Origin of the sequence: Pseudanabaena sp. SR411 (genome assembly GCF_002251945.1) — a bacterium.
GTDB lineage: Bacteria > Cyanobacteriota > Cyanobacteriia > Pseudanabaenales > Pseudanabaenaceae > Pseudanabaena.
Window position 1 is genome coordinate 13,727 of record NZ_NDHW01000241.1, and the last position, 14,845, is coordinate 28,571.

Consider the following 14,845-nt stretch of genomic DNA (forward strand, 5'->3'; position numbering starts at 1 on the left):
TATGTATCCATCTGCTACGCAGGTGGATACATAACTATGCTGTACTACTTAATTCAAATATATGGTATCCCCATGCTGGTATGTCTAGATAGAGTCCAGAATTAAGAAGAGATTCTCCAGAGCGTTTATGCGTTGTGGTTCCCATTAAGTCTCTAAGTTGGTAGGTTTGATTGCTCAGATCTGTCCAAGACAAGGCAAGATAACACTGACTTTGATTGGGGGCATAGTTAACTACAGCGATCGCGCGTTTCCCATCTTGTTCTTCCCAAGCAAAGACAATGAAACAGTCCCAAGTCCAATTGCCATCCCAAGCAGGTTTGCATGGCAACAATTGCCAATTGCCATCACGAAATAGGTTTTGGTTGAGAACTTTAAGCAAATTTAGATAAAACTCCTGCAAACTGCGATCGCTTGCCTGTTCTGGAAAGCGACAGAGATGAACGGAAATTTTTGTCTTCCAACCTTGTAATTGCCCTTGATGGAAAAAACGCAGTCCTGAGCAAAAAAAAGTGATTATCGCGGCTGCTTGATGAATAGCTGTAGGAAAAGCAGCCGCAGCGCGAGACTCGTCGTGGTTTTCTAAAAAGCGAGTAGATTTTTTCTGATAATCCAGATCTGCCCAAAAATGCTCTTTTACCGATCGTGAATGTTGTGAGTGTAGGCGATCGTACAGTTTTTTATCATAAGTGTAGTCAAAGCCTTGCTGTTGTAACTTCCATTCTAAATCCCAATAAACCTCTGCCATGAATGTAAAATCGGGATAGCTTGCTTTGATTTTACCGATAGCTTTTTCCCAGAATGGTTCTATCTCAATTCTCCATGTTCTTTGGAAAATTTCTGGTAAAGCTAGCATCGCCATGTCACAGCGCAAACCATCACACCATTGAGAAATTTTTAATAACTCATTTATGAGATCAATCTGTAAATCGGGATTACCGTAATTGAGTTGTAAGGTATCAACCCAGCCATCAAAATAATGATCACGACCATAGGCGAAAATAGTTGAACCCTTGGATAAATCTAACTTGATGTAATTTTGCGGCTGTTTGGCAAGTTGTGCCTCCGTCCCAGAGACATAGTAGTCAGGATGTGCAGATACCCAAGGATGATCGATCGCTGTATGATTTGGCACGAAATCCAGCATCAATTTCAGTCCCCTTTGATGTAAGCGATCGCGCAATCTAGTTAAAGCCTCTGGCTCTCCTAAACTTCGATTAAGGGTATAGCTACTAATCGCAAAGCCAGATCCACAGATATCTTCTACTTGTAAATCTGGAAAAGTTGCTTGATATTCAGCTAACCAGATTGGATTGGAACGCGAAACTTTGCGCCCAATCTCTCCTGTTTGCCATACGCTCAAGAAATAAACCCAGCTAAATCCTAAATTCGCTAATTTATCTAGCTCTGAGTCGGGAATATCATCTAGGGTTGCAGGATGACCGATTTGAGATGATAGTTGACTGAGCCAGACGCGAGTATTGATTTGATAAAGCGAAGGATAGCGATAGTTGCCCATACTGTTGATTATATTAATGGCAGACCATCAACATCAACTTTAAGTTTTACTACCTTAGCTGTTTCAATTCCTGTTGCTGGCGGATAAGACATCCCGCCATTAGTGGTAACGTAAATACTAGTAACTTCCTCGTTAGTCCTGCCGAAAGCTAAAGCTGTACTCCCTGCTACTCCTTGTTCTAATTGAGCGATAGTAGTCACATGGCGATCTTGACTAATTTTGATTACACTATTAAAAACATGGGTTGTCCCATAGAGATTACCCTGTACATCAAAAGCAAAATCATCAATATTCACTCCACTAACAAATATCTCTGGCTCACCAGCTAAACCATCCGCGAGAATTGGAATTCTCACAATTTGTCTCTTTTGGGTATTAGAAGCATAGAGAAAATTATCATAGATTTTCAATCCATTCACCGCAGGAAAGACTTCTTCAGGGGAAGTACGCGCAAGTTCTGGATGTTCCAACCAGATGCTAACGTTTTTAGTGGCAGTATTCAATTCCCAGATCGCACCGCGATAGGAATCAGCAATTAAATAGCGATCGCTAACTAGTTTCGTTAATCCATTCAAAAATATTGCTTCTGGTAATTTCGCCAAAAGTTCGACTGATCCATCGGTCGCAATAGTCCATACTGTCGAAATTTCATGCTCGTCCCAACCAGATAGTAGTAAACTGCGATCGGGCTTCATGGCTAGCCCAGTTGCTTTACCTGCAATAGTTGCGTAGGTTGTAGGAATCCCGTCAGCACCGATGCGAATCACCTGACCTTCATAATGACTGGTGATAAACAAAGTGTTATCTGAGTCAATAACAATACTCTCTAAGAAGGTGTTAATAGGAAACTCAGCAATTATTTGAGAGGGAACAACCACATCTGTAGTACTCATCATTTTCTCGTTTTATCTCTATTAATTACTTTTGCTATCAGTTTAACAACTAAATAAAGATTAATGCTTCTCTCAGGAAATGTTAAAGTTCAATCATAATAGTTTAATGATCATGTATTAATCTCTACCTATCTAAAGAAACAGGAAAACCCCATACTTAAGTTCAGGTTGATATTAGTGATTTGGTTAAAAGAATTGAAGCGTGTTTACCATAAAATTGTGTACATACTTTAAGTAAATTCTATACAGCCTTGTAAGTATGTGGGAAACATTCTAGTTGAAGAATCGGAACTTGAGTAAATGGGTAAAAGGAATCAACTTTAGCTCCTCTCGTATATCTCATATCCATGATGCCCAGAAAAAAGTGCAATCCCTAAAAAAACTAAAACAGGGAAAAAGATTTGCTGCTGCATTGTCTTGGAAAAACCTGCATGTTTTACTAGCTAAGAGATTAGAAAAATGAACTACAAACTATTTAGTAGCCATTTGCCTGAATATCTAATTGAAGCATGGGGATTAGGAAGCTTTATGGTTTCGGCTGGACTTTTCAGTACGCTGATTACTCACCCAGATTCTTTTATGAGTAAATTTATCCCTGATCCTTTTTTACAGAGATTGCTAGTTGGAATTGCCATGGGTTTAACTGCGATCGCGATTATTTATTCTCCTTGGGGTAAGCAATCGGGCGCACATCTGAATCCTGCGGTCACGCTTACTTTTGCCAGACTTGGAAAGGTTAATCCCTTTGATGCTCTGTTCTACATCATCTTTCAAATTATTGGAGGATTAATCGGTGTTCTAATGGTTGCGCTCTTGCTAGGAAGACTTTTTACTTACCCACCGATCGCCTATATCGTCACTGTTCCCAGTACAGAGACAATGATTGCCTTTTTTGCAGAAATGGCGATCGCCTTTCTAATGATGTTAGTAGTTTTAGTAACTAGTAATAAGCGCAAGTTAGCCCCCTATACAGGGCTGTTTGCAGGGTTTCTAGTTATGCTCTACGTCATTTTCGAGTCGCCAATTTCAGGGTTTGGGATGAACCCAGCACGAAGTCTTGCTTCAGCAATACCATCAGGAATTTGGACAGATATTTGGATTTATATCACTGCGCCAATTCTAGGAATGTTTTTAGGTGCAGAGGTCTATATAAGATTCCTCAGTATCCGCAAGGTGTCTTGTGCAAAGTTGCAGCATCACAATCATTATCGCTGCATTCACTGCGATTACCAAAATCGTTTACGCACAGTATTATTCAAAAAATAGCCGTACAGAAGATAGTAACTGATAGAACTTTAGCTAAGGAAAAAACTATGTCTACCGAAAATTACGACGTTATTATTATTGGCACTGGAGCAGGCGGTGGAACTCTGGCGTATGAGCTAGCTTCTACGGGTAAAAAGATTCTAATTTTAGAGCGGGGTGGATTTCTTCCTAGAGAAAAGGAAAATTGGAGTGCTGCGGATGTCTATCTAAAGGAGCGATACCATACAGAAGAACTTTGGTTTGACAAAGATGATAAAGCTTTTCGTCCTTCCACTGGTTACTGGGTTGGCGGCAATACTAAGGTTTATGGTGCGGCGCTCCTGAGGATGCGCGATCGCGACTTTGAAGAAGTTAGTCACAAAGATGGCATCTCGCCAGCATGGGTAGTCAAATACGATGAATTTGAGCCTTACTATACTAAAGCCGAAGAGCTTTATACCGTTCATGGTCAGTCTGGACAAGATCCTACGGAGCCTATTAGAAGCGCCGATTTTCCTTATCCTGCGGTTAGCCATGAGCCACGAATGCAGGAAATTAGTGATGGGATGCAGAAGCAGGGATTACATCCCTTTAATTTGCCTTTAGGACTAAAATTAAATGAAGTCGATCGCTCTTTAAGTACTTGTATTCGCTGTAATACCTGCGATGGCTTTCCCTGTTTGGTACAGGCGAAAGGAGACTCAGAGATATATGGAATTAACCCAATTCGCCCATTGAGCAATGTAACTTTGTTGACTAATGCCAATGTTCTCAAGCTACTGACTAACGAGCCTGGGAAACAAGTTAAAGCTGTCGAAGTTGAGATTGCTGGTGAAGCGCAGACTTTCTCAGGAAATATTGTTGTTGTCGCCTGTGGTGCAGTTAATTCGGCGGCTTTGCTGTTGCGATCAGCTAATGACAAGCATCCGCAGGGCTTGGCAAATAGCTCTGACCAAGTTGGGCGCAATTTTATGAAGCATCTCTGTGTAGCAATGGTGGCGATCGGGCTGAAGCCAAATCCTGCTAAGTATCAGAAGACGATCGCTGTGAGTGATTTTTATTGGGGTGATGCTGAGTTTCCCTATCCGATGGGGTTAGTTCAGAATACGGGTAACGTGCTTAAGGACATGATCCCTGCGGAAGCACCGCCGCTATTGGCTCCCTTAGTGAAGTTAGTTCCTAATTTTGAATTGGAGCTAATTGCCGAGCATACTACGGGCTGGTGGTTGCAAACGGAGGATTTACCCGATCCTAATAATCGCGTGCGGGTCGTTGGTGAAAAGTTATATCTCGACTATGTACCCAATAATCAGGAAGCAAGCGATCGCCTAACTAAGCGATGGACAGAAGTTCTCAAAAATATCGATCGCGACGAGCAGATCATTCCTTTCGGAATTTATCCCCGCAATAATATTCCTTTGCAAGCGGTCGGACATCAATGTGGAACCTGTCGCTTTGGCGACGATCCTCAAACTTCGGTACTAGATCGCAACTGTCGCACCCATGATGTCGAGAACCTCTATGTTGTGGATGCTAGCTTTTTTCCTTCTAGTGCGGCAGTTAATCCTACGCTCACGATTATCGCTAACGCCATTCGTGTGGCGGATCATTTGAAAAGTATTTTGTAGCTAATTTTTAATTATTTAGGAGAAAAACAATGAGATTAAAAGGTAAAGTTGCGTTAGTTACAGGTAGTAGTCAGGGAATTGGACAGGCGATCGCGATTCGATTAGCCAAGGAAGGCGCAAATGTTGTGATTAATTATCGTTCCCATCCTGAAGGTGCGGAAGAAACCCTCGCTAAGGTAAAAGAAGCAGGTGGCACATGTCATCCTATTGATGGTATTACGATTAAGGCTGATACTGGCACTGTTCCTGAAGTGCAGCGCATGATTGCCGAAAGCATCGACTATTTTGGACAATTGGATATTTTAGTTAACAATGCTGGCATTGAGAGACATGCGGACTTTTGGGAGGCAACGGAAGCAGATTATGATGCGGTCTTGAATGTCAATCTCAAGGGTGTTTTCTTTGCCACTCAAGCTTTTGTCAAGTATCTGATGGCAACCAAGCGCGGTGGGAAAGTGATTAATATTAGTTCCGTCCATGAGGAGCTACCATTTCCGCACTTTACATCCTATTGCGCTAGTAAAGGCGGTTTGAGAATGATGACTCGAAACCTTGGCGTAGAGCTTGCCCCCTATGGCATTACGATTAATAACGTTGCCCCTGGAGCGATCGAAACGCCGATCAATACTAAGCTCTTGAACGATCCTGAAAAATTGGGATCCTTATTACAAAATATACCTATGGGAAGGCTGGGCAAGTCTGAAGATGTGGCAGGTATGGTTGCATTTTTAGCTTCATCTGATGCTGATTATGTGACGGGTTCTACCTTTGTTGTAGATGGCGGACTTCTCTGGAATTATCACGAACAGTAAGTATAGGCGGCGCGAAACGCCGCCTATTTAAATTATTAAGAAGCTAAAAATCATGACCGAAGAAGAGTTAAGACTAGCAGCCGATCGCGATCGCCAAGCCCATTGGCGGAAGTGGGGATCGTATTTGAGCGATCGCCAATGGGGAACGGTGCGTGAAGACTACAGCAAAGATGGTGAAGCTTGGAATTACTTTCCCCACGATCATGCGCGATCGCGTGCCTATCGCTGGGGTGAAGATGGCATTTTAGGCATATCGGATAATCATCAGAGGTTATGCTTTGCGATCGCGCTCTGGAATGGGGAAGATGCCATTATCAAAGAGCGGCTGTTTGGCTTGACTGGTCAAGAGGGTAATCATGGCGAGGATGTTAAGGAATACTATTTTTATCTCGATAACACGCCTACCCATTCCTACATGAAGGCTCTTTATAAATATCCACATCAAGCCTTTCCCTATGCCAAGCTAATCCAAGAAAATCGCAATCGCGATCGCTATCAACCCGAATACGAGCTGATGGATACGGGGATATTTGATGGCGATCGCTATTTTGATATATCGGTCGAATATGCGAAGGCATCACCGACAGATATTTTAATTCAAATTAAAGTTACCAATCGAGGAAGTCAATCTCAACGTTTGCACCTATTACCGAGCCTGTGGTTTCGGAATACTTGGGCTTGGGGTGAAGGTAGTGATAAACCTCAGCTTAAAGAAATCAATGCTGATGGAAATGTGCGGATCGTTGAGGCGCAACATTCTACCTTAGACAATTATTGGCTTTACTGTAATGCTTCCGAGCAAAATATTCCATCAATTCTATTTACAGAAAATGAAACCAATTACGAGCGATTATTTAAAGTCAAAAATGCTTCTCCCTACGTTAAAGATGGGATTAATAATTATTTAGTTAGCGATCGCCATGATGCGATTAATACTGAACAAGTGGGCACAAAAGCGGCGGTGCATTACGATCTAGAAATAGATGCTTACGAAACTAAAGTCATTCATCTGCGTTTAACGGACCCTCAGCAACCCCAGCCATTTTGTAATGATTTCGAGCAGATCTTCCAAAAGCGGCAGCAGGAAGCAGATGAATTTTACAAGCGCATCACTCCTTTTGAGATTTCTGAAGACGAGCGAAATGTCCAAAGACAAGCCTTTGCTGGAATGTTATGGAGCAAGCAGTTTTACTATTACATTGTCGAAGAATGGGTAGATGGCGATCCTAAATATCCTTCTCCAAGACCTAATATTCGCAATCACGAATGGAAGCATCTGTTTAGTGATGAGATTATCTCCATGCCCGACAAGTGGGAATATCCTTGGTTTGCGGCTTGGGATTTAGCTTTTCATGCCATTCCCCTTGCGGTTATCGATCCTGCCTTTGCTAAGCTCCAGCTAGATCGGCTGACGCGAGAATGGTTTATGCATCCTAACGGTCAACTTCCTGCCTATGAATGGTCGTTTAGTGATGTCAATCCGCCCGTTCATGCTTGGGCAACCCTGCGAGTTTATCAAATTGAACGGAAGATGTACGGCTATGGCGACCAGCAATTTCTAGAGCGCGTATTTCAGAAGCTACTCCTCAATTTTACTTGGTGGGTAAATCGTAAAGATGCAGAAGGGAAGAATGTCTTTCAAGGTGGTTTTTTAGGACTGGATAATATTGGCGTATTTGATCGCAGCAAAGAGTTGCCCACAGGCGGCTTTATCAATCAAGCGGATGGCACTAGCTGGATGGGGATGTATTGCTTGAATATGTTAGCGATCGCCCTCGAACTCGCCAAAACTAACCCTACCTACGAAGATATTGCGAGTAAGTTCTTCGAGCATTTCCTGTACATTGCCGATGCCATGAATGGGATTGGTAGCGCTAATGTGGAACTCTGGAACGAGGAAGATGGTTTTTACTACGATGCGCTCAATCTGCCCGATGGTCGTCATTTCTCGCTCAAAGTCCGTTCCGTAGTCGGATTAATTCCCCTGTTTGCGATCGCCACTTTAGAGCCAGACATCCTAGAAAAATTGCCCAACTTTAAGCGGCGCATGGATTGGTTTATTCACAATCGCCCTAATCTTAAAGAAAATGTCGCCTGTATGGAAACTAAGGGTATGGGTGCAAGGAGATTATTGGCGATCGCCTATAAAGACAAGCTCAGAAAAATCTTAGCGAAGATGCTCGATGAAAGTGAGTTTTTAAGTCCCTATGGCATCCGTTCTATTTCCAGATATCACAAAGATCATCCCTATATCTTGAAAGTAAATGGGCATGAGTACTCTGTAGATTATCAACCTGCGGAATCCAATATCAGTCTATTTGGCGGTAACTCCAACTGGCGAGGACCGATTTGGTTCCCAATTAATTATCTAATTATTGAATCCCTTCAAAAGTTTCACTATTACTTAGGTGATGATTTTAAAGTGGAGTTTCCCACTGGTTCGGGGCAGGAAATGAATCTTTGGCAGATAGCAACTGAGCTATCAAAACGTTTAACAGGAATTTTCTTGGAAGAGGCTTCAGGCGATCGCCCTGTGTATGGCAACATCAAAAGGTTTCAGAACGATCCCCATTGGCATGATTTGATTCTTTTTCATGAGTATTTTCATGGAGATAATGGTGCTGGGATTGGGGCTAGCCATCAAACGGGATGGACAGGACTAGTCGCGAAGTTAATCTTGCAATGTGGAGAGTATCAGTAGTGATAGAAGCTATTACTATAAGTTGTGAATTTGAGGAGATCGCTTTAAATCCTTAAAATTTTCTGATCTGCCCTCAAAACTCCGAATCAATAAAATTATTTGATGAATTATCTCTTGAAAGTTTGCAGTCTTTTTATAAATTCCTTTATCTACCTTTTCAATTACCTTTTGTTGCAACCATGTATTGAAACCATGAGCAACCATACCACGCCAAGATTTCTGATCAATTCTTGCTACAAGATCAGGACACCACTTATCACGGTATTTTGTAGCTGCTTCGTCGATTCCAAATTCATGTTGCATTTCTTCTATCTTAAGTAGATCCGACAATATTAGTAAATGAGCAACATTGTAACCAATAGTTCCAGAACGTACTCGAAAATAATCTTCAAGTTCCTGTTTTTGGGTTTCACCAATCGTATTCCATCTACCAAGTGCCATCAAAAATATACTCAATCTTTTTTTATCCGAGTTTGAAGCTTGATTACCTTGCGACAAGATTTGAGCAAACTGAATTTGAATATCAATTTTATTTAATTCAATTTCAGTTCTCACAGATGAACACACTGCACATTCATCATTTTCCCTATACAGTTTTGATGCAAAAGCGTCAAATTTTAACAAAAATGGGGTTACAATATTGCAAGATTTACAATAAGAAAGATTACAAAGATCTTTGCCCAAGTCATCTTTCAAGCTATTAACGGGTTTAAAATATTGAAGTTTTCCGCTATCCATTTCTCTCCAAGTATAAACTGGATAATCTGTAGTAACAGTCAAATGATAAATCCACATTAATTGTGCCACTTGCTTGTTTTTTGTAGGATAAATTATCCAACCATTCCAATCAGAACACCAATATAAACTGATAGTTTTATCATCTATATCAATTAAATTAAATCCCTGTTTGCTAAAAATTGATGAAGTTAGTACTAAGCTTGATTCTTTCTTAATATCACCTTTTTTATCTAACTCTAAAATAATTTGTCCAAAAGCTTTATATTTACCTTTAATAACTGCTAGAGCATCGTAAATCACAATACAGCGGCTAGTTGCACGTGTGTAAGCACATAAAAGAGATGTTTCATCACTTCCAAGCCCAGCCCAAACGACGACAACAGGAGCCTCTAATCCTCGGAATTTTGCAGCACTAATAATCTGAATCCCTAAATAATTTCCCTCTTTTTGTGATCCATTTGTTGCATCTATAATAACTATTGATTCTATTGAAATTTTTTCTTCTTCAATTAGCTGATTAATAATTTTATTAAGCGAACTCCTCATGTCTTGAACAGCGATTTCACTAAGAGTATCTGGCTCAAAAAGTCGAGGACAAAATTGTTGGTATTCAGTTGATTTGACTTCCAATATTCTCTCAAATACAGTGCGTGGAGAACGTAAGTTAACAGTAAGCGTATATGGAGATTTTGCATTAATAGTTGCTGATATTTCTTCAGGAGAAGTTGAATGCTCAAAGCTAAATACTTGTGTTGAATCGCAAAAAACTATTATTCGTTTTTCACTAAACCATTCGTATAGGGTCTTCAACCAATTAATGTGTAGAACCTGACCTTCATCAATAATTAGTGCATCATAGTTTTCTAGTTTCTTTTCATTTAGAGCTTGTTGGAGCGCATTAGGAGCATCTATTGAATACCAATCTTTAAAGTTTTCTTGAACAGATGAGTCACTAATATTAGGAACTGGATTCCCAATAACTTTAGCAGCTCGGCGACACTGCTGGTGAAACGTGTAAACCTCTATTAATAAATCAGATAATTCTTCCCGTAAGCGGTTTGCAAGCAAAGTATTGTAAGTTAGAACAAGAACCTTTTGACCTAATGCTGATAATCTACGAGCGTGTTCTATTAACAAGAGTGTTTTGCCAGTTCCAGCAGAACCTGTGACGACCAAACGAGCTTCCTTCTCAATTTTCTTTAAACAAACTACTTGCTCAGGCGTTAGTTGTAACCATGTAACTATATCATTTTTAATTCTTGTCTCCCAGCATGGGGTGTAGTCAGACGATGGGAGAATAACATCAACTAGCTTCTGAAGCTGCTGTTCTTTAATCGACCATGAGCCAAGTGCTTTTTTCCAGTAAATCATCACATCTTGGATGCTTTTCCCAATATCATTGAGAGCATTTATATCAAAAACAATAGGTTGAGGTGGATTTACTGTGCGATCAATCAATGCAATAGGAATAGCTTCACGCATCTCAGAATGTGGGAAAAGGATACAATAACCAATTCGCCAACTACCAGCCCCGCTTTCATGTAGCCATTGAGCAAGCGCATGAGTTCCTCGCCTAACTTGACGAATTGGATCGATCTTCTGCCCCGTTCGCTTATAGACAAATTCAGTTCTATCATGAGTGAAAATCCCCCCCTTGACTTCAACGGCAAGAATACCCAACTCTCTATGCAAGATTAAGAAGTCGATTTCACCTGTTGGTACAGAACGACCATCGATTTCCTTAGATACAGAAGCTAACCAAGGCAAACTATGAATTACAGTAAATTCATCGGATAGATATTTTGAAAGCCTCCAATAAAGATCAGGTTCAGCCCTTGTACTGCCAGTATCCTGAGGACCAGTTTTGGGAAACATTTTTGCCATATTGCAAATAAAGAAATTATGAAAATACTGTGGTTAGAGATGAAGCTATCTTATTTGTACCCCAAAAATAGTATTGAGCTTAGATCTTTTACTCTTATTTGCAAAAATCAACCATAAACTCTAGTATCAGACCCTCTGCGCTAAAAAACGATTGCCAAAATAGCTCTGATAACCTATTCACGGTTTAATTTCGTTGATCAAGACCCAAATCATCTCTAAGTCAAACCTGATCGCCTGAATTATCTATCTCCCAAAGGGTTTGCTGTAGGCGATCGCTATTACCGTGAGCCATTATTTCTAGGCGATCGCCGATATTGTGATCGCTGGCTGATTTTGTGAGAAATAGTAATATAAATGTTATGCTTGACGTAACACATAACGCTTGCCTATGCCTCAAAAATATAAAGACAAACGCACAGCCAAATTTGCTGCTGGCGATCGCGTTAAAGAATTTCAAAGCTTTGAAAGGCAAGCATACAAACGTCTAGAAATTCTAGAAGCCGCACCTAATAAAGAATCCTTAATGGCATTGTCAAGTAACCGTTTTGAGGCATTAGGCGGCGATCGAAAAGGGCAGTACAGCATCCGCATAAATGACAAATGGCGTATTTGTTTTGAGTGGACAGAAACAGAAAATCGCCCATTCAATATCGAAATTATCGATTATCACTAAAGGAGAAAACAACTATGGCAAGACCCGCAATTCACGCTGGCGAAATCTTAGCTGATGAACTAGAAAAACTTGGAATTAGTGCATCAGAACTTGCGCGATCGCTCCATATACCCACAAATCGGATTACGCCCCACATTCCGCTCGTAATGGAAGCCTAAAAATATTTACAACGAGACAATGAGGGTTTCAGCGATTTCCTGAGAAATTAATGATAGTAATTCCTATTAGTGAATCATTATTTAAATTGTTAAAATAGTGATTCTTTTGGGATTAAAGCCCAAAATACTTGCTGTATAAGGATTTGCTTTCTAAATATTTTTTTCAGTAAAATAAGAGCGGAATGTGGGTTACGCAAATTCTCAAAGGGCAAAGAGGCATCACGGCTGACACAGCATTACGTCTAGGTCGATGGTTTGGCACTGGTGCAGAACTATGGCTTAATTTGCAAAAAGCTTATGAGTTACGACTAGCCGAGGAGTTGGCGGGAGAAGAAATTCAAAAAACGATTCAACCTCGTTCATCAAACAATCAGCAGTTAGTTCAAGTTTAGATAGATAAATTTGGGTTATTGAGAATGCGATCGCTATTACTGTGAGTCTTGATTTTTAGGCGATCGCCTCAATTATCTATCTACTAAAGGGTTTGCTGTGGGCGATCACTAGTACTGGAAGTTCTAATTGATCGCTTTACTAATGTTTTTCTTTGCGATCGCCAATAGCTTCTCCGAACTCGTCACTAATCTGGAATAGAAACAGACAACTTTAACGGGCATATAGCCTCGTGCAACTTTCCCTGTTCGCTGCACGGGGCTGACTAGCTGACTATTTCTGAACGGCTGTAAATCCGCCATCAACAATCAAATTGTGTCCCGTTATAAATGCTGCTCCATCCGAACACAGATAAACGACTGCCTCAGCGATATCCTCTGGCGTTCCGATTCGCTGTAACGGAATCCCTGCTGCAACTTGATCCAACATCTCAGGCGGCGCACCTGCCCATAAATCAGTTTTCACCGCCCCTGGACTAACGATGTTAATCCGAATTCGATCAGAAGAATACTCAGCCGCAGCCGCACGAGAGAGAGCAATTACCCCTGCTTTGGCGGCTCCGTAAGCTCCATAGGTTGCAACACCTAACAATGCTCCTTGAGAGGAAGTGTTTACGATCGCTCCTCCACCTGATTGCTGCATAGCTGGAATCTCATACTTCATCGATAACCAAACTGACTTGAGATTTGCATTTATCTCAAGATCCCAATCTGGCTCCGACAAATCAGCGATCTTGCCAGACGTTCCAGATCCCGCATTATTGAACGCATAGTCAAGGCGACCGTAGATTTCGAGAGTCTTTTTGACCATCGCCTCAACATCTGCTGCCTTGGTTACATCAGCTTGAATAAACACGGCTTCGCTGCCTGTTTCTTCAACAAGTCGCACGGTTTCTTTCCCTTTATCTTCACGACGGGCAACAACGACTACCTTTGCACCAGTTTTACCAAAAGCGATCGCGGTTGCACGACCAATTCCAGAGCTTGCACCTGTAACAATTGCAACTTTACCAGTCATTGAAGTCATGTTCCGTGCTCCTTAATTTTGCTATATTTAAAGATATTTTGCTAATCATAATCTAATAAACTTTTAATTTGATAGAAAATTCGGCATAGCTAATTTGGTTGTGAAATAGGCAAATTAGTGAAAGTTCTAAATCTAGTTTCTAAAGTTTGAGAAATTATTGATTCATGCGTAAATCAGCAACGCCAGATTACCAAGGCAAAGCGATCGCGCCACCAAACTTTCTCATCTCTGCAAAGAAACCACCTTGAGAACCACTATCTGGCAAAGTTGCCAAATATACGGCTGTTTCTGCACCTTCATCAGCAGTAAACGGAGCATCCGATCCACCCATGTCAGTCTTCATCCAACCTGGAGAATAAGCATTGATTAAAATATTGCTTCCTTGCAGTTCCTTTGCAAAAATGGCGGTCAAACCATTTAAGCCAACTTTGGATAAACGATAGGAAGGAGCTAAGGGATAGTAATCACTACTCATAGAACTGAGAGAAGCCATCTCAGTTGATACGTTGACAATGCGACCGTAATTATTGACTTGCATCAGTGGAATTACAGCTTGTGTAATCCTCGCAACCGCTAGCACGTTGGTGTTGAAAGTTGTTAACATGGTATCCATATCTACTGTAAGTAGACTAGCTTCTTGAGGTTGCATGGTGGGATTTACCCCTGCATTATTCACCAGAATATCAACTCGGCTATAGGTCTCCTGCAACCAAGTTCGCTCATCTGGGGAAGTAGGTGAAATGGCAAAATAGGAGGAAGTCATTTTCATGAATCGACAGAGAAGCGATGATCAAATTTCCCCTGACCGAATTGTTAGATGAACAAGCGTGCTATGAATGGTTATTAAAGATCCTGCATCCGCAGGGTTTGCATTGTCCAAGTGGACACGCAATACCAGCAGGACAAGCGCCACACGATCGCCAACGTGCACCAATCGTCAAATACAAGTGTCGGGAATGTGGGAAAGTGTTCCATATTTTTACAGGGACAGACTTATCAGGAAGCCATTACACCTGTGGTCAGATCGTGCTGATATTGCGTGGATTCTTACAAGGACAAACGACCCAACACATAGCCGAGGAACTAGGAGTCGACTATGGGACATTATTGTCTTGGCGGCATCGCATCCAACGACGAGGATTTGCCCATTTGATTAATGGTAATCTGCCCGATGCTGAAGC

The 14,845-nt window shown here is 41.2% G+C and carries 14 protein-coding genes and 1 pseudogene; 8 read left to right on the forward strand and 7 right to left on the reverse strand.

Annotated features, from left to right (window positions below; genetic code table 11):
• Positions 1 to 34: 34 nt before the first annotated feature.
• Positions 35 to 1,516, reverse strand: coding sequence for an alpha-amylase family glycosyl hydrolase (locus B9G53_RS24805; RefSeq protein ID WP_094536105.1), 1,482 nt, complete (start codon positions 1,514 to 1,516; stop codon positions 35 to 37).
• Between the two features lie 8 nt (positions 1,517 to 1,524).
• Positions 1,525 to 2,412: an SMP-30/gluconolactonase/LRE family protein gene (locus B9G53_RS24810; protein ID WP_094536106.1), complete on the reverse strand. Its 888-nt coding sequence runs from the start codon at positions 2,410 to 2,412 to the stop codon at positions 1,525 to 1,527.
• A gap of 456 nt (positions 2,413 to 2,868) precedes the next feature.
• Between B9G53_RS24810 and B9G53_RS24820 the strand changes: the two genes are divergently transcribed.
• The 4 genes from B9G53_RS24820 to B9G53_RS24835 are packed head-to-tail and all read left to right on the forward strand — an operon-like array spanning position 2,869 to position 8,795.
• Positions 2,869 to 3,675 carry an aquaporin gene (locus B9G53_RS24820; protein WP_094536108.1) on the forward strand — a complete coding sequence of 269 codons (807 nt, stop codon included), beginning with the start codon at positions 2,869 to 2,871 and terminating at the stop codon, positions 3,673 to 3,675.
• 47 nt (positions 3,676 to 3,722) lie between these two features.
• A complete protein-coding gene (locus B9G53_RS24825) occupies positions 3,723 to 5,282 on the forward strand; it encodes a GMC oxidoreductase (protein WP_094536109.1) in 1,560 nt (519 codons plus the stop codon).
• Between the two features lie 29 nt (positions 5,283 to 5,311).
• Entirely contained in the window at positions 5,312 to 6,094 is a 783-nt protein-coding gene (locus tag B9G53_RS24830) for an SDR family NAD(P)-dependent oxidoreductase (protein ID WP_094536110.1), read from the forward strand.
• 52 nt (positions 6,095 to 6,146) lie between these two features.
• On the forward strand, positions 6,147 to 8,795 hold the full coding sequence (locus B9G53_RS24835) for a glucosidase (protein WP_094536111.1): 2,649 nt from the start codon (positions 6,147 to 6,149) through the stop codon (positions 8,793 to 8,795).
• Positions 8,796 to 8,810: 15 nt separating this feature from the next.
• Here B9G53_RS24835 and B9G53_RS24840 read toward each other — a convergent pair whose 3' ends face one another.
• Positions 8,811 to 11,417, reverse strand: coding sequence for an NERD domain-containing protein (locus B9G53_RS24840; RefSeq protein ID WP_094536112.1), 2,607 nt, complete (start codon positions 11,415 to 11,417; stop codon positions 8,811 to 8,813).
• A 220-nt stretch (positions 11,418 to 11,637) separates the two neighbouring features.
• Positions 11,638 to 11,814, reverse strand: a complete 177-nt coding sequence (locus tag B9G53_RS27730) for a hypothetical protein (protein ID WP_176453349.1) — start codon at positions 11,812 to 11,814, stop codon at positions 11,638 to 11,640.
• On the opposite strand from B9G53_RS27730, the gene B9G53_RS24845 reads away from it, so the two are divergent.
• From B9G53_RS24845 to B9G53_RS24855, 3 genes and pseudogenes are all read left to right on the forward strand, one after another.
• Entirely contained in the window at positions 11,806 to 12,090 is a 285-nt protein-coding gene (locus B9G53_RS24845) for a type II toxin-antitoxin system RelE/ParE family toxin (protein ID WP_094536113.1), read from the forward strand. The genes B9G53_RS27730 and B9G53_RS24845 overlap by 9 nt on opposite strands.
• A gap of 14 nt (positions 12,091 to 12,104) precedes the next feature.
• A pseudogene (locus B9G53_RS24850) lies at positions 12,105 to 12,218 on the forward strand (addiction module antidote protein, HigA family); the annotation flags it as partial.
• Positions 12,219 to 12,430: 212 nt separating this feature from the next.
• Positions 12,431 to 12,640, forward strand: coding sequence for a HigA family addiction module antitoxin (locus B9G53_RS24855; RefSeq protein ID WP_094536114.1), 210 nt, complete (start codon positions 12,431 to 12,433; stop codon positions 12,638 to 12,640).
• A gap of 123 nt (positions 12,641 to 12,763) precedes the next feature.
• Here B9G53_RS24855 and B9G53_RS27735 read toward each other — a convergent pair whose 3' ends face one another.
• The 3 genes from B9G53_RS27735 to B9G53_RS24865 all read right to left on the reverse strand — a co-directional run bounded on the left by B9G53_RS27735 (position 12,764) and on the right by B9G53_RS24865 (position 14,427).
• Entirely contained in the window at positions 12,764 to 12,940 is a 177-nt protein-coding gene (locus B9G53_RS27735; RefSeq protein ID WP_176453350.1) for a hypothetical protein, read from the reverse strand.
• Positions 12,912 to 13,664 carry a glucose 1-dehydrogenase gene (locus tag B9G53_RS24860; protein ID WP_094536115.1) on the reverse strand — a complete coding sequence of 251 codons (753 nt, stop codon included), beginning with the start codon at positions 13,662 to 13,664 and terminating at the stop codon, positions 12,912 to 12,914. The genes B9G53_RS27735 and B9G53_RS24860 overlap by 29 nt, the downstream gene beginning before the upstream one ends.
• Positions 13,665 to 13,851: 187 nt before the next feature.
• On the reverse strand, positions 13,852 to 14,427 hold the full coding sequence (locus tag B9G53_RS24865; RefSeq protein ID WP_254923806.1) for an SDR family NAD(P)-dependent oxidoreductase: 576 nt from the start codon (positions 14,425 to 14,427) through the stop codon (positions 13,852 to 13,854).
• Between the two features lie 23 nt (positions 14,428 to 14,450).
• Between B9G53_RS24865 and B9G53_RS24870 the strand changes: the two genes are divergently transcribed.
• The coding region (locus tag B9G53_RS24870; protein ID WP_094536117.1) for a helix-turn-helix domain-containing protein at positions 14,451 to 14,845 on the forward strand (395 nt) is incomplete at its 3' end.

Excerpts from the sequence above, each read along its gene's own strand:
- B9G53_RS24805 (WP_094536105.1), bottom strand. The coding sequence starts at position 1,516 with ATGGGCAACTATCGCTATCCTTCGCTTTATCAAATCAATACTCGCGTC.
- B9G53_RS24810 (WP_094536106.1), bottom strand. The coding sequence starts at position 2,412 with ATGATGAGTACTACAGATGTGGTTGTTCCCTCTCAAATAATTGCTGAG.
- B9G53_RS24820 (WP_094536108.1), top strand. The coding sequence starts at position 2,869 with ATGAACTACAAACTATTTAGTAGCCATTTGCCTGAATATCTAATTGAA.
- B9G53_RS24825 (WP_094536109.1), top strand. The coding sequence starts at position 3,723 with ATGTCTACCGAAAATTACGACGTTATTATTATTGGCACTGGAGCAGGC.
- B9G53_RS24830 (WP_094536110.1), top strand. The coding sequence starts at position 5,312 with ATGAGATTAAAAGGTAAAGTTGCGTTAGTTACAGGTAGTAGTCAGGGA.
- B9G53_RS24835 (WP_094536111.1), top strand. The coding sequence starts at position 6,147 with ATGACCGAAGAAGAGTTAAGACTAGCAGCCGATCGCGATCGCCAAGCC.
- B9G53_RS24840 (WP_094536112.1), bottom strand. The coding sequence starts at position 11,417 with ATGGCAAAAATGTTTCCCAAAACTGGTCCTCAGGATACTGGCAGTACA.
- B9G53_RS24845 (WP_094536113.1), top strand. The coding sequence starts at position 11,806 with ATGCCTCAAAAATATAAAGACAAACGCACAGCCAAATTTGCTGCTGGC.
- B9G53_RS24855 (WP_094536114.1), top strand. The coding sequence starts at position 12,431 with ATGTGGGTTACGCAAATTCTCAAAGGGCAAAGAGGCATCACGGCTGAC.
- B9G53_RS27735 (WP_176453350.1), bottom strand. The coding sequence starts at position 12,940 with ATGGCGGATTTACAGCCGTTCAGAAATAGTCAGCTAGTCAGCCCCGTG.
- B9G53_RS24860 (WP_094536115.1), bottom strand. The coding sequence starts at position 13,664 with ATGACTTCAATGACTGGTAAAGTTGCAATTGTTACAGGTGCAAGCTCT.
- B9G53_RS24865 (WP_254923806.1), bottom strand. The coding sequence starts at position 14,427 with ATGACTTCCTCCTATTTTGCCATTTCACCTACTTCCCCAGATGAGCGA.